Origin of the sequence: Candidatus Poriferisodalis sp. (assembly GCF_965262965.1) — a bacterium.
In the GTDB taxonomy this organism is placed as follows: domain Bacteria; phylum Actinomycetota; class Acidimicrobiia; order Acidimicrobiales; family Poriferisodalaceae; genus Poriferisodalis.
Genome location: NZ_OZ253573.1, coordinates 1,256,873 through 1,280,062, shown reverse-complemented (window position 1 = coordinate 1,280,062; position 23,190 = coordinate 1,256,873). Strand labels below are relative to the sequence as shown.

Annotated in this window: 20 protein-coding genes; 13 read left to right on the top strand and 7 right to left on the bottom strand. The window is 67.1% G+C overall.

The window, feature by feature from the left end:
* Positions 1-71: 71 nt before the first annotated feature.
* Both ACQY5K_RS06160 and ACQY5K_RS06155 read left to right on the top strand, forming a co-directional pair.
* Positions 72-1,382: an LLM class flavin-dependent oxidoreductase gene (locus ACQY5K_RS06160; RefSeq protein ID WP_428121048.1), complete on the top strand. Its 1,311-nt coding sequence runs from the start codon at positions 72-74 to the stop codon at positions 1,380-1,382.
* Positions 1,379-2,197: an alpha/beta fold hydrolase gene (locus tag ACQY5K_RS06155; protein ID WP_428121045.1), complete on the top strand. Its 819-nt coding sequence runs from the start codon at positions 1,379-1,381 to the stop codon at positions 2,195-2,197. Before ACQY5K_RS06160 ends, ACQY5K_RS06155 begins: the two co-directional genes overlap by 4 nt.
* A gap of 61 nt (positions 2,198-2,258) precedes the next feature.
* Here the strand turns inward: ACQY5K_RS06155 and smpB are convergent, their stop codons facing one another.
* Positions 2,259-2,747: an SsrA-binding protein SmpB gene (gene smpB, locus ACQY5K_RS06150; protein WP_428121043.1), complete on the bottom strand. Its 489-nt coding sequence runs from the start codon at positions 2,745-2,747 to the stop codon at positions 2,259-2,261.
* 100 nt (positions 2,748-2,847) lie between these two features.
* On the opposite strand from smpB, the gene ACQY5K_RS06145 reads away from it, so the two are divergent.
* From ACQY5K_RS06145 to ACQY5K_RS06115, 7 genes are all read left to right on the top strand, one after another.
* Positions 2,848-3,123, top strand: a complete 276-nt coding sequence (locus tag ACQY5K_RS06145) for a ubiquitin-like small modifier protein 1 (protein ID WP_419922708.1) — start codon at positions 2,848-2,850, stop codon at positions 3,121-3,123.
* 46 nt (positions 3,124-3,169) lie between these two features.
* Positions 3,170-4,117, top strand: coding sequence for a PLP-dependent cysteine synthase family protein (locus ACQY5K_RS06140; protein WP_428121039.1), 948 nt, complete (start codon positions 3,170-3,172; stop codon positions 4,115-4,117).
* A 22-nt stretch (positions 4,118-4,139) separates the two neighbouring features.
* Complete coding sequence (locus ACQY5K_RS06135; protein ID WP_428121037.1) at positions 4,140-4,943, top strand: hypothetical protein; 804 nt, start codon at positions 4,140-4,142, stop codon at positions 4,941-4,943.
* An 86-nt stretch (positions 4,944-5,029) separates the two neighbouring features.
* The gene (locus ACQY5K_RS06130) at positions 5,030-5,779 is read left to right on the top strand and encodes an MBL fold metallo-hydrolase (RefSeq protein WP_428121034.1); all 750 of its coding nucleotides are present in this window, start codon (positions 5,030-5,032) and stop codon (positions 5,777-5,779) included.
* Positions 5,780-5,821: 42 nt separating this feature from the next.
* Entirely contained in the window at positions 5,822-6,550 is a 729-nt protein-coding gene (rph, locus tag ACQY5K_RS06125) for a ribonuclease PH (protein WP_419922712.1), read from the top strand.
* Between the two features lie 19 nt (positions 6,551-6,569).
* Positions 6,570-7,151, top strand: a complete 582-nt coding sequence (gene rdgB, locus ACQY5K_RS06120; RefSeq protein WP_428121032.1) for an RdgB/HAM1 family non-canonical purine NTP pyrophosphatase — start codon at positions 6,570-6,572, stop codon at positions 7,149-7,151.
* A 94-nt stretch (positions 7,152-7,245) separates the two neighbouring features.
* Entirely contained in the window at positions 7,246-7,827 is a 582-nt protein-coding gene (locus ACQY5K_RS06115; RefSeq protein WP_428122577.1) for a ClpP family protease, read from the top strand.
* Between the two features lie 40 nt (positions 7,828-7,867).
* On the opposite strand, the gene ACQY5K_RS06110 is transcribed toward ACQY5K_RS06115, so the two are convergent.
* From ACQY5K_RS06110 to ACQY5K_RS06085, 6 genes are all read right to left on the bottom strand, one after another.
* Positions 7,868-8,314 carry a hypothetical protein gene (locus ACQY5K_RS06110; protein ID WP_428121030.1) on the bottom strand — a complete coding sequence of 149 codons (447 nt, stop codon included), beginning with the start codon at positions 8,312-8,314 and terminating at the stop codon, positions 7,868-7,870.
* 81 nt (positions 8,315-8,395) lie between these two features.
* Complete coding sequence (gene rpe / locus ACQY5K_RS06105; protein ID WP_428121027.1) at positions 8,396-9,127, bottom strand: ribulose-phosphate 3-epimerase; 732 nt, start codon at positions 9,125-9,127, stop codon at positions 8,396-8,398.
* 74 nt (positions 9,128-9,201) lie between these two features.
* Complete coding sequence (locus ACQY5K_RS06100; RefSeq protein ID WP_428121024.1) at positions 9,202-10,449, bottom strand: acetyl-CoA C-acetyltransferase; 1,248 nt, start codon at positions 10,447-10,449, stop codon at positions 9,202-9,204.
* A gap of 155 nt (positions 10,450-10,604) precedes the next feature.
* Positions 10,605-12,905: a xanthine dehydrogenase family protein molybdopterin-binding subunit gene (locus ACQY5K_RS06095; RefSeq protein ID WP_428121022.1), complete on the bottom strand. Its 2,301-nt coding sequence runs from the start codon at positions 12,903-12,905 to the stop codon at positions 10,605-10,607.
* A gap of 168 nt (positions 12,906-13,073) precedes the next feature.
* Positions 13,074-13,880: an alpha/beta fold hydrolase gene (locus ACQY5K_RS06090; RefSeq protein ID WP_428121019.1), complete on the bottom strand. Its 807-nt coding sequence runs from the start codon at positions 13,878-13,880 to the stop codon at positions 13,074-13,076.
* A 43-nt stretch (positions 13,881-13,923) separates the two neighbouring features.
* On the bottom strand, positions 13,924-18,066 hold the full coding sequence (locus ACQY5K_RS06085; protein ID WP_428121017.1) for a hydantoinase B/oxoprolinase family protein: 4,143 nt from the start codon (positions 18,064-18,066) through the stop codon (positions 13,924-13,926).
* Positions 18,067-18,147: 81 nt separating this feature from the next.
* Here ACQY5K_RS06085 and ACQY5K_RS06080 point away from each other — a divergent pair, with 81 nt between their 5' ends.
* The 4 genes from ACQY5K_RS06080 to ACQY5K_RS06065 all read left to right on the top strand — a co-directional run bounded on the left by ACQY5K_RS06080 (position 18,148) and on the right by ACQY5K_RS06065 (position 23,175).
* Positions 18,148-19,518, top strand: coding sequence for an aspartate aminotransferase family protein (locus tag ACQY5K_RS06080; RefSeq protein ID WP_428121015.1), 1,371 nt, complete (start codon positions 18,148-18,150; stop codon positions 19,516-19,518).
* 10 nt (positions 19,519-19,528) lie between these two features.
* On the top strand, positions 19,529-20,674 hold the full coding sequence (locus tag ACQY5K_RS06075; protein ID WP_428121012.1) for an aromatic ring-hydroxylating oxygenase subunit alpha: 1,146 nt from the start codon (positions 19,529-19,531) through the stop codon (positions 20,672-20,674).
* Between the two features lie 72 nt (positions 20,675-20,746).
* Positions 20,747-22,237 carry an amidase gene (locus tag ACQY5K_RS06070; RefSeq protein ID WP_428121010.1) on the top strand — a complete coding sequence of 497 codons (1,491 nt, stop codon included), beginning with the start codon at positions 20,747-20,749 and terminating at the stop codon, positions 22,235-22,237.
* Between the two features lie 59 nt (positions 22,238-22,296).
* Positions 22,297-23,175: an acyl-CoA thioesterase gene (locus tag ACQY5K_RS06065; protein WP_428121008.1), complete on the top strand. Its 879-nt coding sequence runs from the start codon at positions 22,297-22,299 to the stop codon at positions 23,173-23,175.
* The last annotated feature ends 15 nt before the right edge of the window (positions 23,176-23,190 follow it).

Below are 23,190 nucleotides of genomic sequence, written 5' to 3'. Positions count from 1 at the left end.
CAGGCGGACGCAGAGTCGAACGCGGAGTAGATTTTTCTGAGCGCCCGCGCACGCACATAGAGGAGCCCGACGTGAAGTCCATCTTCTTCCACCTGATGCCCTACCCCGAGCTCCCGCCGGACTTCCCCGAAAAGCACCGTTCGGTGTGGGTGGACATCGATCCGGCCCTGTACGACCCAGAGGTCGGTCACCGGACGTATAACGCCTATCTGGATCAGCTCGAATTCGCTGCCAAGTGCGGTTTCGACGCCGTCGGCATCAACGAGCACCACTCGAACGGGTACGGCCTGATGCCCAGCCCGAACATCATCGCGGCGGCGCTGTCGCGCAGCTGCGGTGACACCAACATCGTGGTGCTGGGTGACTCGGTGGCGCTCTACAACCCGCCGCTGCGAGTGGCCGAAGAGATCGCCATGCTCGACGCCATCACCGGCGGGCGCATGATTGCCGGGTTCCCGGTGGGCTCGCCGATGGACACCATCTACGCCTACGGCCAGAACCCAGCGACATTGCGAGAGCGCTACCACGAGGGTGTCGACCTGATCCGCCGGGCGTGGACCGCAGACGAGGTCTTCAGCTTCAACGGCAACTACAACAAGCTGCGCTACGTGAACGTGTGGCCCCGCCCGGTGCAGAAGCCGCACCCGCCGATCTGGATCCCCGGCGGGGGCTCGGTGGACACTTGGGACTGGTGCGCCGCGGAAGATCTCGTGTACTGCTACCTGAGCTACTTCGGCTACAAGGCCGGTCTGCGCACCATGCAAGGCTTTTGGAAGAAGGTCCAGGACATGGGCAAGGAGACCAACCCGTTCCAGGGAGGATTCGCCCAATTCGTGGCCGTGGCCGACACCGAGGCCGAGGCTTGGGACTTGTACCGCGAGCCGGCCGAGTACTTCTTCAACACCTGCCTGCATGTGTACGCAGGGTTCGCGGACCCGCCCGGCTACAAGACGCCCAACACGGTGCGCGCGGGCGTCGAGGGCATGGTGGAGCGGGCCGCACGCGAGGCCACGGCCCGTCGTGAGGCCAATGCCGCTGATGCTGCCAAGGCGGGCGCAGCCCGATCTGGAAATGCATCGGCGTCGTACGGCTCGAAGAAGCTGACCTTTGAGGCGATGGTCTCCAAGGGCTACATCATCTTGGGCAACCCCACCCAGGTCACCGAGCAGGTCCACGAGCTGGCCACCACGATGAACGTCGGCCACCTGATGGTGTTCAGCCACTTCGGGAACATGGATCCCGAGCTGGCCAAGATGAACACCGAGATGTACGCCACCAAGGTCATGCCCGAGGTGTCGGGCCTGTTTGAAGACGAGTACGAAGACCGCTGGTGGCCCGAGCCGGCACAGCAGCTCAGCCTGTCATCGAGCTCGGCAAGGTGAGCGCCGGAAGCAGCGCTGCGCTGACTGGGCACTTCGCACCGTCCACGCTGTCGTACCGCGACGGCCACATAGGTCTCGTCAAGGTTGGCGAAGGCCCCACGATCGGCTACCTCCACGGGATGCTCGGCAATCCGGGTGTGCATCCGGTGCTCAATGAGCTGGCGGCGACCGGCCATCGGGTGCTGGCCCCGAGCCTGCCGGGCTTCACCGGATCCAGCCAAGCTGGCGGCCTGCGCAACCTGCACGATTGGGTCGTGGCCGCGAGCGAGATCATCGACATTGCGGGCATCACTGGCGCTCCGCTTGTCGCATCAAGCGTCGGCGCGATGATGGCGCTGGAAGTGGCAGCCGTGCGTCCCGAGGCCTTCGGACCGATGGTGCTTGTCGCGCCGTTCGGCCTGTGGGACGACGACGATCCTGTCGCCGACCCTTTCGGCACGACGCTCAGCGTGCAGCGCGCGATGCTCACCGAGGACACGACAGTCTCGGCTGCCTTCTTCGACGACCCGTCCGATCTGCCTGCGGACATGGTGGTCGAGCACGGTGTTCACCGGTACCTGACCCGAACCTCCGCCGCTCAGCTGATCTGGCCGCTGCCCGAATGGGGCCTCGCCGCACGCCTTCACCGCGTGAGCAACCCCGTGACGCTCGTGCACGGTGCGAAGGACCGCATCATCCCGTCGTCGTACCTGGCTCGCTGGTCCGCGGCGCTGCCGAACGTGGTCGCCACGCACCTCGTCGACGATGCCGGTCACCAAGCCGACTTCGATCAGCCAGCGCAGATCGCTCAGATCGCAGCGGCCGCCTTCGCCTGATCTGGCGTGCCGGGCTGCACCCCGGTCCTCGACCGGCTATTGCCTATTGGGGGCTGCCTGTTCAGATCGAGCGGTGACGGATCGCTCGTTGTGCTTCGCGGTCGGTCTCGCGCTTGCGGATGGCCTGGCGCTTGTCGTACAGACGGCGGCCCCGTGCCAGCGCCAGTTCGAGCTTGGCTCGACCCTCGGTGAAGTAGATCGACAGCGGGATGAGTTGCAGCCGGTCCTGCTCGGTGCGGGCCCGAAGCCGGTTGATCTCAGCGCGGTGCATCAACAGCTTGCGAGACCTGTCCACGACGTGGCCCATGGCCGCCGAGGCGTGTCCCCACGGTGCGATGTGCATACCCATCAGCCACATCTCGTCGTTGCGGACCCGGGCGTAGGCATCACCCATCTGGGCGCCGCCGTCACGCAGCGATTTCACCTCCGTGCCCGCCAGCACGATGCCGCACTCGAACGTGTCCAGAACTTCGTAGTTGCGACGCGCGCGTCGGTTCGACGCCACCACCACACGATCGTCGGGATGGTCAGTCCCTCGGTTGCCGGACACCTTCGCGAGGGTACGGCAGCTATCGCCCGTACAATCTTGAGCGATCCGGTCGGGAATTGCCCCACCGTTCGCACCGGTCCGCCGCTCTACGGGAGACTCGATGGCCGTCACCGTCCGCTTGCCCACCGTCCTGCGCCCCCATGCCAACGGGCAATCCCGGGTTGACGCCGAAGGCGGCACCGTGGCCGAGGCCGTGGCATCGCTCGTCGGCCGCTTTCCCGGCATTGCGCCGAACCTGCTCGCAGAAGACGGCAGCCTGCATCGCTTTGTGAACGTGTACGTCAACGACGAGGACGTGCGCTATCTCCAGCAGATGGACACCGCGGTGGCCGACGGCGACGAGCTGTCGATCCTGCCGGCTGTCGCCGGCGGCTGATCCGGTCCCCGGCTCGATATCGAGCCGCTCCACCCGCGTTCGCGCCATGGCCGTCTACCGCTCGATTGACGAGCTGATCGGCGGCACGCCCACACTCGACGTCAGCGGGCTCAGCCCCAATCCCTCGGTAAAGCTGTATGCGAAGCTCGAAGGGCACAACCCGACCGGCTCGGTCAAGGACCGTGTCGCGCTGGCGATGATCGAGCGTGCCGAAGCCGACGGCACGCTGCAACCCCGCAGCACGATCATCGAGCCGTCGTCTGGCAACACCGGCATTGCGCTGGCCATGATCGGGCGACGGCGCGGGTACCGGGTGAAGATCGTCCTGCCTGGAAACGTCACTGACGAGCGCCGCCAGATGCTGGATGTCTACGGCGCCCAGATCATCGCGAGCCCCGCCGAGCAGGGTTCGAACGGCGCTGTCCGCCTGGCGCTCGAGCTGGCCGAGGCGAACCCTGAATGGACCATGCTGTACCAATACGGGAACGAGGCCAACCCCGAAGTCCACTACCGCACCACGGGGCCCGAGATCGCAGCCGATGTGCCCGACATCACCCATTTCGTGGCCGGCTTGGGAACCAGCGGGACGCTCCTCGGCGTCGGCCGCTACCTCAAGGAGCACCTCGACGGCGTCGAGGTGTGGGCAGTCGAGCCGCCCGCGGGAGAGCAGGTTGAGGGCCTGCGCAGTCTCGACGACGGGTACGTGCCGCCGATCTTCGAAAACTGGGGCGGCGCCGAGCTGCTCGACCGCAAGATGATCGTCCGCCCTCGTGAGTCCATCGAAGCGACGCGCATGCTCGCTCATGAGGGCGTCTTCTCGGGCATCTCCGGCGGCGCGGCGCTGGCGGGCGCCCGCAAGGCCGCCACCCGCATCGATGCTGGCGTCATCGTGTTTGTGGTGAGCGACCACGGATGGAAATATCTCTCGCTCGGCGCTTGGACCCACGACCTCGACGTAGCCGTCGAGCACGCCGAGCAAGTGATCTATTTCTAGGTTCTCGCTCTAGGTTTGCGGGATGGAAGGGTGCAGATTGCCCGTCGCCGTGATCCTCGCGGGCGCGCTGGCAGTGGCGATCTGCGCCTGTGCCTCTCCGCCGATACGGGTCGAGCCCATCGCACCGACGACCATCGGCCTGTCACAGCAGGTCACCCAGACGACGCTGCTGCCAGACCGAGTGTCCACCGAGCCGCCGACAGCCTCGCTGATGACGATTGCTCCCGGCGGCGCAGGCACAGACGACGATGCCGCGGCCAGCGAGAACCCGTCTGGGGCCTCAGCGACCACTGCACCTGTCCGTCTCGGGAGTGCCGCCGTTCCGCACCCTGAAGGTGTCGTCCTCGACGGTGAAGGCCTCGGGATCGTGACGTTCGGGATGAATGTGACCGCGGCGCTGCGCAGGCTGACTGATGCGCTGGGACGACCGATCGTTGACAGTGGATGGACCGATGCATTCGGGATCTACGGCGCTTGTCCCGGCAGCCGGCTGCGGGGTGTCGAGTGGCCTGGAGTGCTGGTGCTGTTCGGCAATGCCGAAGACGGCTACCAGTACCGCGACGCTGATGACGAGCACTTCATGGCGTGGCGCCTCGGCTGGATCGGTCCCGACCCCTATCTGCTGCGGACATCTGGGGACATCGGGGTCGGCAGCACCCGCGGCGAAGTCGCCGAGGCGTACCCGGCGGCAACCTTCGGGCCCGCCGCCGCTGGAGTCCCCGCGTCGGTTGTTATCGGGGCCGACCGGGGAGAGCTGCGAGGCGTCTTCCACGAGTCGGGCACGCTGCGAACACTCGAAGCCGGCGTCGCCTGCGACACGGGCTGACGTCGCGCGGCCGCTCGTCGGCCAGTAGCGGGCCTGGGGCGACGTCGCGGTGAGTCGAACGGTCCGCGTGCGTAGTATCGACACCCGTGAACGGGCTCTCAGTGACAGTGCTCGGCTGCTCGGGGAGCTACGCAGCGCCGGGTGAATCGTGCAGCGGCTACCTCGTGCGCAGTGCGACGACCGCGTTGTGGGTGGACTGCGGGCCGGGAACGTTCGCCAACTTGCAGCACTACGTCGAGCTGAAAGAAGTCGACGCGCTGATCGTGAGCCACCATCATCCGGACCACTGTGCCGAGCTGCCTGTCGTGTACAACGCGGCGAAGTACTACATGGGCATCCAGAGCATGCGGGTGCTTGCCACGCAGGGCGTGCGGGAAGTCACCGATGTCCACGGCGACAGCTCGGACCTGTTCGGCTGGGAGACCATTTCGGACACCTCGTGCGCGAATGTGGGCGACATCGACGTGCTGTTCTCGCGCACCGACCATCCGGTCGAGACCATGGCGATGCGCTTCGATTCCGGCGGAAAGTCGATCGTGTACACCTCCGACACGGGCCGCGGCTGGGCGCTGTCAGCCCTCAGCCGGGATGCCGGACGACCGGAACCGGATCTCGTCGTGGGTGAGGGCACGCTCCTGGCGGCAACCGACGACCCCGCCATCCCCCATCTCAGTGCGGCGTGGCTCGCTGCCGATGCGAACGATGTGGGGGCGCGCCGACTGGTGGTGACGCATGTGCCGCCGGGTTCCAAGCCCGAGGATCATCTCGCCGAGGCCGGCGACGTGTTCAGCGGCGAGGTCGCAGTGGCGCGAACTGGCGCCACCTTCTGGGCCTGACTACCGGGCCCGACCATTGGGCCAGAACAGGGGATCGACGACATGACACGCGCCGACGGACGTGCCGTTGACCAGTTGCGTCCCATCAGTTTCGAGCGCGACTTCACCGATCAGACGCCCGGCTCGGTGCTCGTGAGCTTTGGTCGCACCAGGGTGCTGTGCACAGTGTCGATCGACGACGACGTCCCGCGCTGGATGCGGGGCCGCGGGACCGGCTGGGTCACCGCCGAGTACGCGATGCTGCCAGGCTCCAGCGGCGAGCGCGTGGGCCGCGAGGCCAAGCGCGGCAAGCAGAAGGGCCGCACGCTCGAGATCGAGCGCCTGATCGGGCGGGCGCTTCGGGCGGTGTGCGACATGGCAGCCCTCGGCGAACGCGAGGTCACCGTGGACTGCGATGTGCTGCAGGCCGACGGCGGCACCCGCACGGCCTCGATCTGCGGCGGCTACGTGGCACTGCATGACGCATGCGCCCGGCTGTTGAGCAGCGGCGCGATCGAGCGGCACCCGCTCACGGACGAATGCGCAGCCATCTCAGTGGGCATCGTGGACGGCGAGGCACGCTTAGACCTGCCCTACGAAGAGGATTCTCGGGCCGAGGTGGACATGAACGTGGTGATGACCGGCCAGGGCCGCTTCGTGGAAGTGCAGGGAACCGCCGAAGGTGACCCGTTCGACGACGCCCAGCTCTCAGAGATGCTGGCATTTGCGCGCTCGGGCATTGCCGACATCGTCACCTTGCAGCGATCAGCGCTCGCCACGCCCCCGGCCTGATCGCATTCGGCTCGATCGCATGCGCTTGGTGATGGCCTCGGCCAATCCCCACAAGACAGTCGAGATCGCCGAGGTTCTGGTGGAGGCGATGCCCGATGTCGAGCTGGTGGCGCGCCCCAGTGATCTCGGCGACGTTGCCGAGGATGGCTCGACGCTTGCGGAGAACGCGCTGATCAAGGCTCGGTTCGTCTGCAGCGTGGCCGGAGAGCCTGCGATCGCCGATGACACCGGACTCGAGGTGGATGCCCTCGGAGGCGCACCTGGCGTGCACAGTGCGCGCTATGCGGGGCCGCAGGCCGACGCCGGGGCCAACCTCGCCAAGCTCATGGCAGCGCTGCGTGACGTGCCCGACCCGTTGCGGACCGCCCGGTTCCGCACCGTGGTCGCCGTGGTGTTCCCCGACGGGAACGAGGTGCTCGCGAACGGCGTGGTCGAGGGCCACATCGCCCTCACAGCCCGCGGCGACGGGGGCTTCGGCTACGACCCTGTCTTCGTGCCCGACGAGGCGGCTTCGCTGACGTTCGCTCAGATGCCGGCCACTGACAAGAATCGGATCAGCCATCGAGGCCGCGCCCTGCGAGCGCTTGCGGAACGGCTGTGATCGGCAGGGTCCGGCCGCTGGTCGCGTCGGTAGCCTGCGGCTCATGACGCAACTCGCAGGGATCGATCACTCGATGCACGCCAGCACTGCACCGATGCCGAGCGGTTACGACGCCGGCGCCACATCGGGCTGGGCGCAGATCTCGAATCGCCTGCTCGACGACCGGATCGTGTTCGTCGGCGACGAGGTCGACGACCATCTCGCCAACGTGGTTTGTGCGCAGATGCTGTACCTCGAAGGTCAGGAACGCGGGCGCGACATCTCGCTGTACATCAACAGCCCGGGTGGGTCGGTCACAGCTGGCATGGCCATCTACGACACCATGCAGTTCGTCCAGTGCGATGTGGCGACGGTGTGCTTGGGCCTGGGAGCCTCGATGGGTCAGTTCCTGCTCACTGCGGGAGCCCCCGGCAAGCGCTATTGCCTGCCGCACGCCCGGGTCATGATGCACCAGCCTTCCGGCGGAGTACGGGGTCAGGCATCCGACATCGCAATCCAGGCCGAGCAAATGGGATACATCAAGCGCCTCATGGCCGAACGCATCGCACACCACAGCGGCCAAGATGTCGTCCAGGTTCTGGAGGACTCAGAGCGCGACCGCTGGTTCACCGCCGAAGAGGCCAAGGCCTACGGCCTGTGCGATCACGTCATCGTCAAGCGCGGCGAGATGATCTGAGCCAGCTCTGCTGGGACCATCGAAACTCAAACAGAGGAGATCAGCCCGGCGCTGCTGTGCAATTGCGGGTCACGTAGTCGCTGACTCGCTGCGCGGCCGCGTCCTGGTGCTCGAGAAACGGGTCCTGTGCTGCGATGAGCGCTGCGGCGCGGTCGAACGCTTCTCGAGATGACGTCTCGGCAACGGCGTCGGACAGCGCCTCGGTCAGCGCCGCCAACAGTTCTACGTCTGCGGAGATCTCGGGCGGAGCGGCCGCTGCGGCATCGGCAAACTGGCGGGCCGTGCGATCCATTGCACCGCGTGCCTCGACGTCGTCAGAGGGGTTGACGTCGAAGCTGAGCTGATCGACTCGTAGCAGGTGGGAGAACTCTGCGCAGAACTTCTCGACGGGATCCTCATCACCGCGGTTCATCCAGACAAGCCACACTGCACCGAGGGCCGCGAGCACCGCGACGGCCCAGACGAACCGCCGCCTTCGAGCCGCCATGTCACGCCTTCGGGTGAGGCGAGGCGGTCGCCGTAGCGGTTCGTTGGCCGACGTTCGCTGTACGCCGGACGGCCCGAGTCGTCACGAATTGAAGGTCTGCGAGGCTGCGGCGGCGGCCGCGGCCTCGGCCCGGCACCTCAGGTCGGCCACACCGTGGGCGAGGCCTTCGTCGTACCGGAAGAGCGCGCTGCCCGACACCAGGACGTTGGCGCCTGCAGCCGCAGCGCCCTCGATCGTGTCCGCCGAGATGCCGCCGTCGACCTCGATGTCGACGCCGTTGCCCCCAGCGCCCTCGGATCCGCTCGCGTCGATGAGCTGGCGCAGCGCGTTGATCTTGGGCTCCATCGTCGAGATGTACGCCTGACCGCCGAAGCCGGGATTGACGGTCATGACGAGCACCATGTCGACGAGGTCCAGCACGTGGGCGACCGCTTCTACCGACGTCGAGGGGTTGATGGCGACCGCGGGCCGTGCACCGAGCTCCTGGACACGGCTGAGCGTGCGGTGCAGGTGCGTCACCGACTCGGCGTGCACGATCAGCATCTCGCATCCCGCGTCGACGTAGGCACCCAGCATGGGGTCGGGATTGACGACCATCAGGTGCGCTTCGAACATCACGTTCGCGTGTGATCGGCATGCCGCGATCACGTCCGGGCCGAAGGTCAGGTTCGGCACGAATACACCATCCATGACGTCCCACTGAATGCGATCCACGCCGGCCTCTTCGAGCGCAGCGCATTCGTCGCCGAGGCGCGCGAAATTGGCAGGAAGCACGGACGGAACGATCTGGATGGGCCGGTCGGGTGCGTTCACCCGCCCAGTGTTGCCGACGCGCCGACCGGCAGCGCGGCAGATATGTCTCGCCCGAAGATGGGCTGGCTGATGTGTTAGCTCAGCCGCTCCACGATCATCGCCATGCCCTGACCGCCGCCGACGCACATCGACTCGAGGCCGAAGGTCTTGTCGCGGTCGCCAAGGCCGTTGAGCAGCGTGGTCATGATGCGCGCACCGGTCATGCCGAACGGGTGACCCAACGCAATGGCACCGCCGTGGAGGTTGAGCTGATCGACCATGTCGATGCCCAACTCGTCGGCGGAAGGAATCACCTGGGCGGCGAATGCCTCGTTGATCTCGACCATGTCGATGTCGCTCATCGTCATGCCCGCACGTTCGAGCGCCTTCTTGCAGGCCTCGATGGGGCCAAGGCCCATGATCTCGGGGTTCAGCGCCGAGACCGCAGACGAGATGATGCGCGCCAGCGGTGTGATGCCCAGCTCCTCGGCACGCTTGCGGCTCATCACCAGCACGGCGGCGGCACCGTCATTGAGTGGGCAGGCGTTGGCGGCGGTGACGCGACCGTCGGGCCGGAACACCGGCTTGAGCTGCGATACGGCGTCGTAGGTCACCCCTGCACGCGGTCCGTCATCGGCGCTGACGATCGTGCCGTCGGGCAGCTCGAGCGGTGTGATGTCCATCTCGAAGAACCCACGAGCGATGGCTGCCTCGGCCTTGTTCTGGCTCATCACGCCGTACTCGTCCATTGCCTGGCGGCTGACGTTGCGGTGCTCCGCGACGTTCTCGGCGGTCTGGCCCATCGCGATGTACAGGTCGGGCAGCACCCCTCCGGCTGGCGTCCAGTCGCCATGGCCGCCCTCAGAGCGAACCTTGGTCCGCTCGCCGGGTGCCTGGAACTGCGGGTTCGTCGTGCCCGGCAGGCTGTCGGAGTTGCCCTTGGTGTAGCGGCTCACGCACTCGACACCTGCGGAGATGAAGGCGTCGCCCTCGCCGGCACGGATGGCGTGTGCTGCCATGCGGATGGTCTGCAGCGACGACGAGCAATAGCGGTTGACTGTCGTGCCGGGCACGTTCTCAAGTCCGGCAAGAATTGCCGAGGCCCGAGCGATGTTGAAGCCGGCCTCGCCGCCCGGCTGTCCGCAGCCCAGCATCAGGTCTTCGATCTCGTCGCGGGGGAGATCGGGCACCTTGTCGAGCAGCTTGGTGACGATCTGTGCGGTCATGTCGTCGGGCCGCATCTCGGTCAGCGAGCCCTTGAATGCTCGGCCGATCGGACTGCGTGCGGTAGCGACAATGACCGGATCGGTCGCGGCATCAGTGCTTGCTGAAACTGGGCTCATGAGGTGTCCCTCCTCTGGCGCGCCCCACCCTCGGCTGGGCCGGCCACGCTGTGTGTGCGACCCCAGAGGCTACGTCATCGCCCTGCGCTCTGTCCGATGAGGCGTGCGTGCATCGACGGCCCCGCGAGCGCGGCGGCGTCGCGGTGTCCGCAGCGCTAGGCGTTCTGCAGGGCTCGCCAGACGGCTTGCGGGCTGCAGGGCATGTCGATGTGGTCGATGCCGAGGTGGGCGACCGCGTCGCAAACGGCGTTGTGCACCGCAGGCGTCGAGCCGATCGTGCCGGACTCGCCGATGCCCTTCGCTCCCAGCGGGTTGCGGGGGCTGGCGGTCTCGGTGTTCGATACCTCGAAGCTCGGCAGTTCCGCAGCCGATGGCACCAGGTAGTCCATGAGGCTGGCGTTGAGCGGGTTGGCATCGTCGTCGTATTGGACGTGCTCGAACAGCGCTTGCGCGACGCCTTGGGCGATGCCGCCGTGCTGCTGGCCGTTCACGATCAGCGGGTTCATGATCGTGCCGCAGTCGTCGACGGCGATGTGGCGAAGCAACTCGACCTCGCCGGTGTCACGGTCGATTTCGACCACGGCCACGTGGGAGCCGAACGGGAACGTCGAGTCGGTCCCGTCGAAGTTCTCCTCGGCCATGAGGCCTGCTTCGATGCCCGAGGGCCGCGCAGCGTCGTCGTTGGCGAGCTTGGCAATGTCGGCCCAGCTCACCGAGCTGGTCGGCACGCCCGCAACTGCCAGGCTGCCTTCGGCCACCACGATGTCGTCCGCGGAAGCCTCCAGCAGGTGTGCGGCGAGCTGTTTGCCCTTCTCGAGCACGGCCTGGCTGGACAGGTACACCGCCGAGCCGGCCGTCTGCAGCGACCGCGAGCCCAGCGTTCCTGCGCCCGACGGCACTTCGGCGGTGTCGGCGTCGTAGTGGGTCACATCGTCCATCGCGATGCCCAGCACGCCTTCGACGATCTGGCTGAACGCCGTGTCGTGGCCCTGGCCATGGCTGGACGTGCCGACCCGGATCGATGCCGTGCCGTCCTCATGTACCTCGGTGCTGCCGTACTCGATGTGCAGGCCCACTGGCGCGGTGATCTCCACGTAGGACGACACGCCGATACCGAGCATCTTGGAGTCGCCGGCTGCGCGGCGGGCCTGCTGGTCGGCTCGCAGGTCGGCGTAGCCCGAGGCGTCGAGCACCGCGTCGAGCGCACGCTCGTATTCGCCCGAGTCGTAGGTCACCCCGGTCTGCAGCGCTGCAGGGAAAGCGTCGGGCTGGATGAAGTTCTTGCGGCGCAGCTCGGCGGGATCCATGTCGATAGCGACGGCCGCCTTGTCCATGATGCGCTCGACCATCTGGGTGGCCTCGGGACGGCCGGCACCGCGGTAGGCACCAATCGGCGTGGTGTTGGTGATGACCGTGTGCGCCTTGAAGTGGATGACGGGCATGTCGTACACGGCCTGGGAGAGCATGCCGGTGAGCAGCGGCAAGATGGCGCCGATGACGGGGTACGCGCCAGCGTCGGCGACGACGTTGGCCCGCAGGCCGACGATGCTGCCGTCGTTGCGCACGCCGAGTTCGGTGTTCATCACCATTGCGCGGCCCTGCACCATCGAGAGCATGTTCTCGGTGCGAGTCTCGGTCCAGCGCACCGGCCGGCCCAGCGCCTGTGCTGCTTTGCCGGCAACGATGTATTCGACGTAGCAGGCCGCCTTCGGTCCGAAACCGCCGCCAACCCACGGGGCGATGACCCGCAGCTGATCGGCTTCGAGGCCGAGCGCAGGAGCGAGCGCATCGCGCATCGAGTGTGCCGCCTGCGTGGACAGATACAGGGTCATCGCTTCGCCGTCACCGGGCACAGCGACACAGCCGTTCGGCTCCATCGGGACGCCAGCGAGCCGTTGGGTGACGATGCGCTCAGACACCACTGCGTCGGCACCCTCAAACGGATCGTTCGCGTCCTGCACGTCGTCCTCGGGGGCGATGTGCGCGAAGCAGACATTGGACTCCTGGCCCTCCCACACGACCGGTGAGTCAGGCGACAGAGCGGCCTCGATGTCCGAGACGATGGGCAGTGAGCTGTACTCAACGCTGATCATCTCTGCGGCATCGGATCCTTGGCTCTGCGTCTCGGCCACCACCGCCGCCACGAGGTCACCGACGTAGCGGACCCGGCCCGCCGCCAGCGGGGGGCGGTTGAACCCAGGGTCAATCATCGGGAAACCCTGGAAAGCGTCCATAGGAAGGCTGTCTGCTGTGTAGACGGCCAGAACGCCGGGCATGGATTCGGCTTCGGAGGTATCGATCGAGGTGATCTCGGCGTGCGCTTCTGAAGAACGCACGAAGACCATCTGGGCGGCGTCGATGTCCAAGTCGTCCACGTAGTGGTTGGCTCCGGTCAGCAGGCCAGGATCTTCCTTGCGCTGGACGGGATTTCCCAGAATCGAACCAGATGCGGCCATCGTTTGCCCCCTTGTGGTGGGCGCCTGTCGTGCTCGGCGCCCCTCTGCTTGTCGATTGCGCGCCCGGCCGCATCCGGCGGCCCGGCGTCAGCCGCGACAGTAGCCCAACCGCGCTGGCGGCCCGTGCGCCGCAGTGGGGCCGCGACGGGGCCGTTGCGAGCCTGCGCGTCAGGCGCTCGCGGCACCGCCGGCGTCGAGCGATGCGACCCAGCTTGCGACCGTTTGCGCGGCCAGTTCAGGGTTCTCGCACATCCACCAGTGACCCACATCGGCCAGCTCGACCACCTGCGCACCGGCCCGCTCCGCGCAGCGTCGGTGCTTGTGATCACCGCCGGTGAAGTGGTCGCCTGTTGCGAGGATGCACAGTCCCGGCCGGGCCGCAGCAGCTTCCAGACCCTCGCCCAGGCGGGCCATCGCCGGCTGGGCCGCATCGCGGTACAGCGCCAGGATGCTCGCGCCCATGTCGGCGTTGATGTTGGGCACGAGGGCGGTGGCCACTGCGGTGCCCATGCCCATGCCGGCGTAGAACGGAATGCGCCGGTCGTCGGGGCGGCTGATCATCCGCTCGATCGAGGCCTCCCCGTCGGGTGATTGCCACACCTGCGCGGCGTCGTGCCACTCGTAGTCACGGTCGAACAGACCGATCATGTCGGTGCACCACGAGCGGATCAGGTCGGGCCGCTCCATCGCAATGCGCATGACGTGTCCGCCGCCCCAGTCGTGCCCCAGCAAATCGACAGGGCCGCCGTCGGGGCGGGCATTGAGCGTCTCGAGCTCGGCGACGAGCCAGTCGCGGTACTCCGCCATCGTCGCCCCGAAGCCGTCGGGCACGGGCGCGCCGAAGCCCGGAGGCGACAGAGCGACCACCTCGATGCCCTCGCCCTCGATGCCGTCGTTGCGCTCGGCCAGCGCGGTGCACATCGGATCCCAGATGGCGGGTGTCTCAGGGTTGCCGTGGACAAGTACGAGGGTCACGGGGCCAGTTTGGCGCAGCGCCGCTCGGGGGTGTCGAGCCTCCTCAGGCGTCGGCGAGTGCGGGGCGCGGGGCGGCGCGCAGATTCGCCGTGGCGTCGAGGTCGATCGAATGGCCGCCCTCGGCAATGACAACGCCGTAGTCGCGGCGCGCACGCTCGACACTGACCACGTCGTCCATGACGTCTCGCAGCACGGCGTCGGGCTCCCGTTCGAACGGATCGCCCCAGCCGCCGCCGCCGGGCGTATCGGCGATCATGCGAGCCGGGCCCAGACGCTGGACGCCGTACTTGGGCGGCACGAATGTCGGGCCGTCGGCCTCGGTGTTGACGGGCACGATCCATTCCAGGCCGACGCCGCCGGTGCCGCCGCCGCGCACACCGTGGCCAGAAGGCGTGTCGAGTCCTTCGGCTCGGTACGACCAGGTGGCGGGTTCGAGGATGTCGGCCTCGTAGCGCACGCCGGTGCCGCCACGCCGCTGGCCCGCTCCGGCGTTGTCGCAGCGCTGCTCGTGGCGGATGTAGCGCACCGGATACATCTGCTCGTGGAACTCCAGATTCGGCAGGTCCAGCCCGCCGAGGGTGATGAGGTGACCCATCTGCGCGAAGCCGTCTCGCTCGGCAGTGGCGCCCGGCGTGGCCATCGCGTGCCACTGGTACATCACCCAGGTGGTGCCGTCGTCGCGGCGCCCCGTAACGTGGCCGTGCATCGTCTTGGACCACGCTGCGCATGCCCGATCAGGATCCGCTTGTGCGAGCGCCTGCCAGGTCGCAATCACGATCTCATGGGCGACGAACACCGTGTTCATCGTCATCGGCGCAGGCGGCAGGGCGTTCACGATGCTGCCCTCCGGAGCGATGATCCGTACGGACCGGTACGTGCCCTCGTTGCGCGGGATGGACGTGTCGAAGAACGACGACACGGCCAGGTACACCGACGAGTAGGTGTTGGCCACCGAGCTGTTCTTGAAACCCTCGATCTGGGGATCGGTGCCGGTGAAATCCAGCGTCATCTCGTCGCCGTCGACAGTGAGATGCACGCGCACCGCAATGTCGGCGGGGCCGAAGCAGTCGTTGTCGGTGCGGTCCTCGCCGTAGTAGGTGCCGTCGGGCAGCTCGGTGATCGCGGCACGCATGCGCCGTTCACCGTGAGTGAGCACACCGTCGAGATACGCCAGGTACGGACCTGTGCCCAGTTCGGCAACGAGGCCGAGCACCCTTTCCGCGCCGATCCGAGTCGAACCCAGCATGGCAAGCAGATCGCCATCGAGCAGCTCGGGTGTGCGGCAGTTGATGAGCAGCAGCTCCCAGAGGTCGTCTCGGATCTTGCCGGCTTCGATCAGCTTCATGACCGGCAGGCGGATGCCTTCCTGCCAGATCTCGGTCGCCTCAGGGTTATAGGTGCCGGCGAGGCCCCCGCCGATGTCGGACTGGTGGGCGCGGTTGCAACAGAACCCCACGAGCGTGGCTTCGCCGGTGCCGTCGGGACCCGACTCGTCACCATCCGCGCTGCGTACCTGCTCGCCCTCACGGGCGACGAAGACCGGCCTGGCTATGACCCAGTCGGGCAGGTGGTTGCCGCCGGCCACGTAGGGATCCGACAGCAGGAATACGTCCTCGGGGTTGATGCGGCCCTCCCAACGCTTCAGCAGGGCGCGCACTGCAAAGCCGCCTCCACCGGTGTGGATCGGGATGCCGTCAGCGTTGGCGACGAGCGTCCCGTCAGGTGTCGTCACGTAGCAGGAGAAATCGTGGCTCTGGCTGAAGATGGTGCTGCGCGCCGTGCGCGTCATCACCCAGCCCATGTGCTTGCTGATCTGGTCGAGTCGGTTCTGCATGACCGCCAGCACGATGGGATCCAGTTCTGCCGCCGCTCCGTTGGCTTGGCTGCGGCTTCGGCCTGACTGCACGCTGCGAGACACCGACGCGTCACCCGGCGCGGACTCGCTCGCATCTTCGTCGGCGGGGGTGAGATCGATGAACAGATCTCCGTTGGCGTCCACCCACAACCGGTCCCCGGGACGAGCGACGACCGTCGTGGTGAGCTCCTCGACGAGCGCCGGACCGTCGATCGTGTAACCGCGCCGCAGCAGGTCGCCGTCGAACACGGGCGTATCGCACCAGCCGAACGGCCCATGCCACACCGAACGCGTCTCGATGGGCTGAGGCTCGCCGGTCGCTGCGGAGGTTTCGGTTGTTGCGACGTCGCCGGTGGAGGCGCGTGCGACGAGGCGAAGCGAGGCCACCATGATCGTGCCGTCGGACTGGACGTGCCCGTACAGGCGCTGATACTCGGCCTCGAACGTTGAGCGAACTGCGGCAGCGTCGACCGTGGACCCGCTCCCGTTGGGCCGCCCGGGCTCGCCGTGAGCGGGAACTCGAATCGACCAGAGCTGGCCGGGGTGGTGCAGTTCCAGTTCGCAGTCGAGCGTCACGTCGTCCGCCGCGAAGCCCTCGCCGCTCATCACATCGAGCGCTTGCGCGCTCAGGGCCTCGAAACCTGCGTCGATCTCGGCGAGGTCCAGATCGTCCAGCGAGCCCATCAAGAAACGGGTGAAGTCCTGGCGCACGTCGGAGTGCAGCATCCCGATCGCGCAGAGCGCACCCGCATCGCGGGGCACATAGACGCGATCGCAGCCGAGGCCCGCGGCGACCGAGGCACCGTGCATTGGTCCGGCGCCTCCCGCAGCCACCATCGTGAACCGCCGCGGCGAGTGTCCCCGTTCGATCGAGATGTGCTCGGTTGCGCTGAGCAGGTGCTGTTCGACGACCTCGACGATGCCTGCCGCTGCCTCAGTGATCGTCATGCCGAGCGGTTCGGCCACGTGAACGCGGATTGCTTCGCGGGCTGCGTCAATGTCGAGATCCAAGGTGCCGCCGGCGGACTTGCCGGGACGCAGGCGGCCGAGGACCAATTGGGCGTCGGTGACGGTCGGCAGGGTGCCGCCGTGTCCGTAGCAGGCTGGACCGGGATCAGCGCCGGCGCCCTGCGGTCCCACGTACAGCAGTCCGGCCTCGTCGACTCCCGCGATGGTCCCACCGCCTGCGCCGATCGTGTGGATGTCGATGGCCGGGGTGGAGACGTGATAGCCCGCGATCATGATGTCGTCGCGGGTGTCCACCTCGCAGCCCGACATGAGCAGCACATCGCACGAGGTTCCCCCGATTTCCATCGAGATGAGGTTTCCGGGCAGAGCGGAACTTTGCGCATTTTTGCCGCCTGGAACGGCATTCTTGCCATCAGAAAGCGTCGAAGCGTGTGTGTCGCTGGTCAGGGCGGCATCCACGGCATCGCGGTACAGGTTCAGCGCGCCGACCGCGGCTGCGGGGCCGCTCAGCAGCAGGTTCACGGGCCGCTCGGATACCTGATCGACAGACGCAGCACCACCGTTCGACTGCACGAGCAGGATCGCGTGACGCAATCCAGCTGCCGCGAGCTCATCGTTCAGCGAACGCAGGTAGGACACGATCTTCGGTGACAGCGAGGCGTTCACGACGGCGGTGGAGGTGCGCTCGTACTCGCCCATCAGCGGCGAGACAGCAGCCGAGGTCGTCACCCACGTGCCATCCCACTGCTCACGCACGGCTTCGGCAGCAGAGCGCTCGTGCGAGTCGTTCACGAACGAGTTCATGAACGCAATGGCGACCGCCTCGACGTCGTGACTGGCGAAGTGCTCAAGCACCGAGTCGAGTCCGCTCAGGTCCACCGGTTGGTGCTCGGTGCCGTCGGAGTCGATGCGCCCGGGAACTGTGGCACGCAGGTATCGGGGCACCAGTACCGGCGCGTACGGGGCACGGTGGTTCCACTGGTCCTCGCGCATCCCGCGGCGGATCTCCAGCGTGTCGCGGAAGCCCTCGGTCCCGATCAGCCCGACGACGGCGCCCGTGCCCTCGAGCATGGTGTTGGTGGCGACGGTCGAGCCGTGGACGAACAGCGAGCAGCCGGTGAGCACATCGCCCAGCGGCATGCCGAGATCCACGGCGACGCGGGCAAGTGCCGCGTGCACTCCCCGGCTGGGATCAGCAGGTACTGAGGGCACCTTCGCCACCCACGTTGCACCCTGCGCATCGGCGAGGACCAGGTCGGTGAAGGTGCCTCCGACGTCCACGCCGATCCGCCATGGCGCCCGGGGCCTGGCCTGTGTGCCGTCGGCGCCAGTTTCGATGCTGTCATCTGCGAGCGTCGTCATCTGTTCAGTCTCGCACTTGGGCCTGCTCGGTGAGGCATGAAGCCCCGCCCACTGGGCATATCCGGCCCGATGATCGGACCAGTGACAGACTTGGCCGATGCTCCAGCAGCCGCAGCGCAGACAACCGTGCAGATGACCGAGTCGGGCCCATGGCCCACGGAGGCGTCCGCGGCGCTGTACGAGCGGGCGCAGCAGTCGATCACCGACGGCACCTCGCGGGCGACGTTGCTGCGCAAGGGCCATCCCATCTACGTCGACCATGGCGAGGGTGCCTGGGTCACCGATGTCGACGGCAACCGCTATCTCGACTGCAACAACAACTTCGCATCGATCATCGTGGGACACGCCGACCCGGTCATCGCAGCTGCGGTCGGGGCCCGGATGGCCCGCGGGACAGCGTTCTCGCTGCCGAATGACGCCGAGATCGAATTGGCCGAGCTGCTGTGCAACCGCGTGGAGAGCTTCGACCTCATTCGCTTTTGCAATTCGGGGACCGAGGCCGTGATGGGTGCGCTGAAGGCCGCCCGGGCCTACGCCGGACGGCCGAACGTCATCAAGGTGGAAGGCGCCTACCACGGCACGTACGACCACGCCGAAGCAAGCCAGTCACCCGATCCGACCAACTGGGGAGACGCCGGGGCACCTTCCACCGTGCCCTATGCCGTTGGCACGCCAGCGTCCGTCGAAGACGAAGTCGGCATCATCTCGTTCAACGATGCGGAAGGCGCCCGAGCTGCGATCCGCCGAGGCGGAGACCGGTTGGCGGCCGTGCTGCTCGATGTCATGCCGAACCGCGTGGGGATGCCGGCGATCGAACCCGAGTTCATCGCCGCGATTCGCGAGACCACTCGCGAGGTGGGCGCGTTGTTCGTGCTCGACGAGGTGATTTCGTTCCGGCTCGGATACGGCGGAGCGCAGACGAAACTGGGCATCGACCCCGACATCACGTCGCTGGCGAAGATCATTGGCGGCGGGTTCCCGGTGGGGGCGATCGCCGGCCGCCGGGGTCCCATGGAGACCTTCACTCGTGTGGCGGGCGACCGTGCGAAGGTGCCGTCGAGCGGTACGTTCGCCGCCAACCCCATCACGATGACGGCCGGCCATGCTGCGATGACCCAGCTCGACCAGGCTGCATTTGCGCGGCTGGACGCGATCGGCGAGGCAATCCGGTCAGGTCTGCGGTCGCTGTTCGAGGCCGCCGACCTGAAGTGGCAAGTGACGGGTGCGGGCAGCCTGTTCCGGGTCCATCCGCACACCCGCACCATTCGCAACTACCGCGACTCGCACCTGTCGAGCGACGAAGCAACCGAGGTCACCCACTTCGGCCTGCGCATGCAGGCCCACGGCGTCTATTTCATTGCCGAGAGCCTGGGGTGTTTGAACCTGGCGACGACCGACGACGACGTCGAGCACTTCCTCGCGGCCGCGCACGCGTCGCTGCCAAGCCCATAATTCTCTGTACATGCCGACCGATCACATGACAGCGGACGCCAAAGGCGGGATCTTCGCCGGATACGACCCCGATCCCACCGAGTCGATGTCGCTGCACGCCGACGCCTACACCGCCGCCCGCTGGCACGACCTCGAACAGCGAGAGGTGTTCGCCCGCAGCTGGCAGTGGGTGGGCCACGTCGAGTCGCTGCGTGAATCCGGCAACTACACAGCGCTGGACGTCGCGGGCATGCCGATTGCGGTGGTGCGCGGCAACGACGGCGTGTTGCGGGCGTTCTACAACGTCTGCCAGCACCGGGCCCATGCGCTGCTGTCGGGAGCGGGCCATACCAGCAGCATCGTGTGCCCGTACCACGGCTGGACCTACGACCTGTCGGGAGCTCTGCACCGGGCACGCCACACCGACGACGTCGCAGGCTTCGATCCGTCCACGATCTGCCTGGCAGAAGTGCAAGCAGAAGAGTTCGGCGGCTTCGTGTACGTCAACCTCGACCCGTCGGCGGCCTCGCTGGCCACACAGGCCGGTGGCCTCGGCGACGAGATCGCTCACTGGGCACCGGATGTGGAAGACCTCACTCACGTCCGCCGATTCCGCTACGACATCGCCTCCAACTGGAAGAACGTGGTCGACAACTTCTTGGAGTGCTACCACTGCCACATCGCTCACCCCGACTTCGTGACGCTGGTGGAGATGGACACCTACCGGGTCGACACCCACGGCATCTACTCCAGCCACATGGCCCGCGCCGGCCGCTCGGCCAATGCGGCCTACGACGTCGGCGACTCCAGCGTGAAGGACCTTGCGGTGTGGTGGCTGTGGCCCAACACCTGCCTGATGCGATACCCGGGTCGCGGCAATTTCAGCGTCCTGCACATCGTGCCTGCCGGACCCGAGCGCACCCTCGAGACCATCGACTTCTACTTCGAGACGGCCGAGCTGACCCCCGCCGACATCGAATCGATGCGCTACATCGACGAGGTGCTGCAGCCCGAGGACGTCGCACTGGTCGAGAGCGTGCAGCGAGGCATGAGCACCCCAGCGTTCACCCAGGGCCGGCTCGTGTGCGACCCAGGCGGCTCGGGCCTCTCCGAGCACGGCCTGCACCACTTCCACGGCCTCGTGCTGGACGCCTACCGCCAAGCCGGCGCCAGGTAGCTACGCCGTTTTCAGTCGCGCACGTCTGACAAGCCGGGTGTGACGGCGGCCGGAGCACTTAGTCTCGGCGCGATGACGAGCACCGGCGCTTCCAGTACCTCCTCGAGTACCGATATCAACCTCATGCCAGCGACCGAGCTGGCCTCGCTGATTCGGCACGGCAAGGTGTCGGCCGCCGATGCGCTCGAGGGTGCGATCGAACGGTACGAGCGCTTCAACCCGGCAGTCAACGCAGTGATTCTCACCCGGGTGAACGAGGCCCGCGAGCGGGCCGAGGCCGCCGATGCAGCACTTGCGGCGGGGGAGTGCTGGGGGACATTGCATGGCGTGCCGATGACCATCAAGGAAGCCTTCGACTGGGCTGGCACACCGTCGACGTGGGGCAATCCAGCCTGGGCAGCTGACGTGGCCGACACCGACGCCGTCACGGTGTCGCGGCTGCAGCAGGCGGGCGCGGTCATCTGGGGCAAGACCAACGTGCCGCTCATGCTGGGCGACTGGCAGAGCTTCAACGACATCTACGGCTGCACCAACAATCCGTGGGACCTGACTCGGGTGCCCGGCGGGTCCTCGGGCGGATCGGCCGTGGCGCTCGCCACGGGCATGGCGTCGTTGGAGCTGGGCTCCGACATCGGCGCGTCCATCCGCAATCCGGCCCACTACTGCGGGGTATTTGGCCATAAGCCCACGTTCGACCTTGTGCCGTGGGAAGGCCATGCCATACCTGATTGCGAGGTCGTCACCGATATCGCAGTGTGCGGACCGCTTGCTCGAAGCGCCGCCGACCTCGATGTCGCGCTTGACGTGCTTGCGGGACCCGCAGGATTTCCTGCGGCTGGTTATGGGCTCACGCTGCCTGTCGAGCACCGAGACAGCCTCGGTGCGTTCCGCGTGGGCGTCATGCTCGACACTTCGGTCATTCGCAACTCCTCGGCGATGATTGACACGCTCCAGCGAGCCGTGGACGGGCTGGCGGCGGCCGGCGCCGATGTGTCCGAAGCTGCACCCGCTATCGACCAGCACGAGTTTCACGAGAACTACCTCATGCTGCTGCGGGCGGCCACAGGCGCACTCGCTGACGACGAGATGTGGGAGGACGCCCAGTCGCGTTCGCACCGTTTTGCAGAGGGCGCACGTGACTACCAGGCCCGCCTCGAACACGCGATGACCATGAGTCACCGCGAATGGTTCGGCCACCACAACAAGCGGGAGGGCTACCGCCAAGCCTGGGCGAGGTTCTTCGATGACTACGACCTGCTGCTGTGCCCCATCGCTGCCTCCGCGGCGTTCGTGCACGACCACACCGGCACCCGCCCGACCCGCACCATCGACATAGACGGCCAACAGGAACTCGGCGTAGACCAGCTTTTCTGGGCCGGCTGGAGCTGCAGCGTGTACCTGCCCGGAACCGTTGCCCCCGCAGGGCTGACCGCTGACGGGCTGAACCTGCCGGTCGGCATCCAGATCGTGGCCCCGCACCTCGCGGACCGTCGCTCGATCCGATACGCGGCCCTCATCGAACGAACCCTCGGAGGTTTCGTCTCACCTCCCGGCTACGAGTAACCCATCGCCTGGCCCTCGGGCAGGTCCATGAGCACCGCCATCTGCTAAGGAACTAGGCCGTGAAAGACACCCCCGTCACAGACATCACAGTGGCATTGGACGAGTTGCTCGAACTGCTGGACCTGCAGCGAAGCGATGCCGAATCGGATGCCTTCCGGGGCAAGGGCTCGGGTTTCGACGATTTCGGGCTGTACGGCGGGCATGTGCTCGGGCAGGCGGTCGTGGCGGCACAGCGCACCGTTGACGAAGGACGGCTGATGAACTCGGTACATGCCGTGTTCCTGCGGGGCGGCGACGGCATGGCGGACGTGGACTACACCGTCGACCGCGTGCGCGACGGGCGGGCGTTCTGCACGCGCCGGGCGCAGGCGCACCAATTCGACCGACTCATCTTCGAGCTCATGGCGACCTTCCATGTTCCCGAGGCGGGCCCGGTCGACATCGAGTGTCCGATGCCCGAAGGCGTGGCGTCGCCCGAGTCGCTGCCGACCTTTCAGGAGTGCATCGCCGAGATGGGTCCGATCTTCGGAGAGCAGTGGTCGTACATGACCCGGCCGGTGGAATATCGCCTTGCCTATGCGCCGTGGGCTCCCACGGGGCCGTCGCCACGCGGCGGCATCGACTACTGGTTCCGAGCCCCCCGCCGGTTGCCCGACGATCCGGCCGTTCACGAAGCGGTCATCGCCTACATGAGCGACGACTGCCTCGCCGACAACGTGATCGTGCCCTACGGCGGCACCTGGCTCGACGACGGCGTGCAGGTCGTCAGCCTGGATCACGCCATGTGGTTTCACGCGCCAGCTCGTGCCGACGAGTGGATCTACTGCGAGCAGCGGCCGCTGATGGCGGGCGGGAACCGCGGCACCGCCGAGGCCCGCTTCTGGCAGGACGGTCGCCTCGTTGCCACTGCGGTGCAAGAGGCCTTGGCCCGCCTCTGACGACGTCTGCCGCAC

Bases quoted from the DNA above. Each gene is read 5' to 3' on its own strand.
- ACQY5K_RS06145 (WP_419922708.1), top strand. From the start codon at position 2,848: ATGGCCGTCACCGTCCGCTTGCCCACCGTCCTGCGCCCCCATGCCAAC.
- ACQY5K_RS06140 (WP_428121039.1), top strand. From the start codon at position 3,170: ATGGCCGTCTACCGCTCGATTGACGAGCTGATCGGCGGCACGCCCACA.
- ACQY5K_RS06135 (WP_428121037.1), top strand. From the start codon at position 4,140: ATGGAAGGGTGCAGATTGCCCGTCGCCGTGATCCTCGCGGGCGCGCTG.
- rph (WP_419922712.1), top strand. From the start codon at position 5,822: ATGACACGCGCCGACGGACGTGCCGTTGACCAGTTGCGTCCCATCAGT.
- rdgB (WP_428121032.1), top strand. From the start codon at position 6,570: ATGCGCTTGGTGATGGCCTCGGCCAATCCCCACAAGACAGTCGAGATC.
- ACQY5K_RS06115 (WP_428122577.1), top strand. From the start codon at position 7,246: ATGCCGAGCGGTTACGACGCCGGCGCCACATCGGGCTGGGCGCAGATC.
- ACQY5K_RS06110 (WP_428121030.1), bottom strand. From the start codon at position 8,314: ATGGCGGCTCGAAGGCGGCGGTTCGTCTGGGCCGTCGCGGTGCTCGCG.
- ACQY5K_RS06100 (WP_428121024.1), bottom strand. From the start codon at position 10,449: ATGAGCCCAGTTTCAGCAAGCACTGATGCCGCGACCGATCCGGTCATT.
- ACQY5K_RS06095 (WP_428121022.1), bottom strand. From the start codon at position 12,905: ATGGCCGCATCTGGTTCGATTCTGGGAAATCCCGTCCAGCGCAAGGAA.
- ACQY5K_RS06085 (WP_428121017.1), bottom strand. From the start codon at position 18,066: ATGACGACGCTCGCAGATGACAGCATCGAAACTGGCGCCGACGGCACA.
- ACQY5K_RS06075 (WP_428121012.1), top strand. From the start codon at position 19,529: ATGCCGACCGATCACATGACAGCGGACGCCAAAGGCGGGATCTTCGCC.
- ACQY5K_RS06070 (WP_428121010.1), top strand. From the start codon at position 20,747: ATGACGAGCACCGGCGCTTCCAGTACCTCCTCGAGTACCGATATCAAC.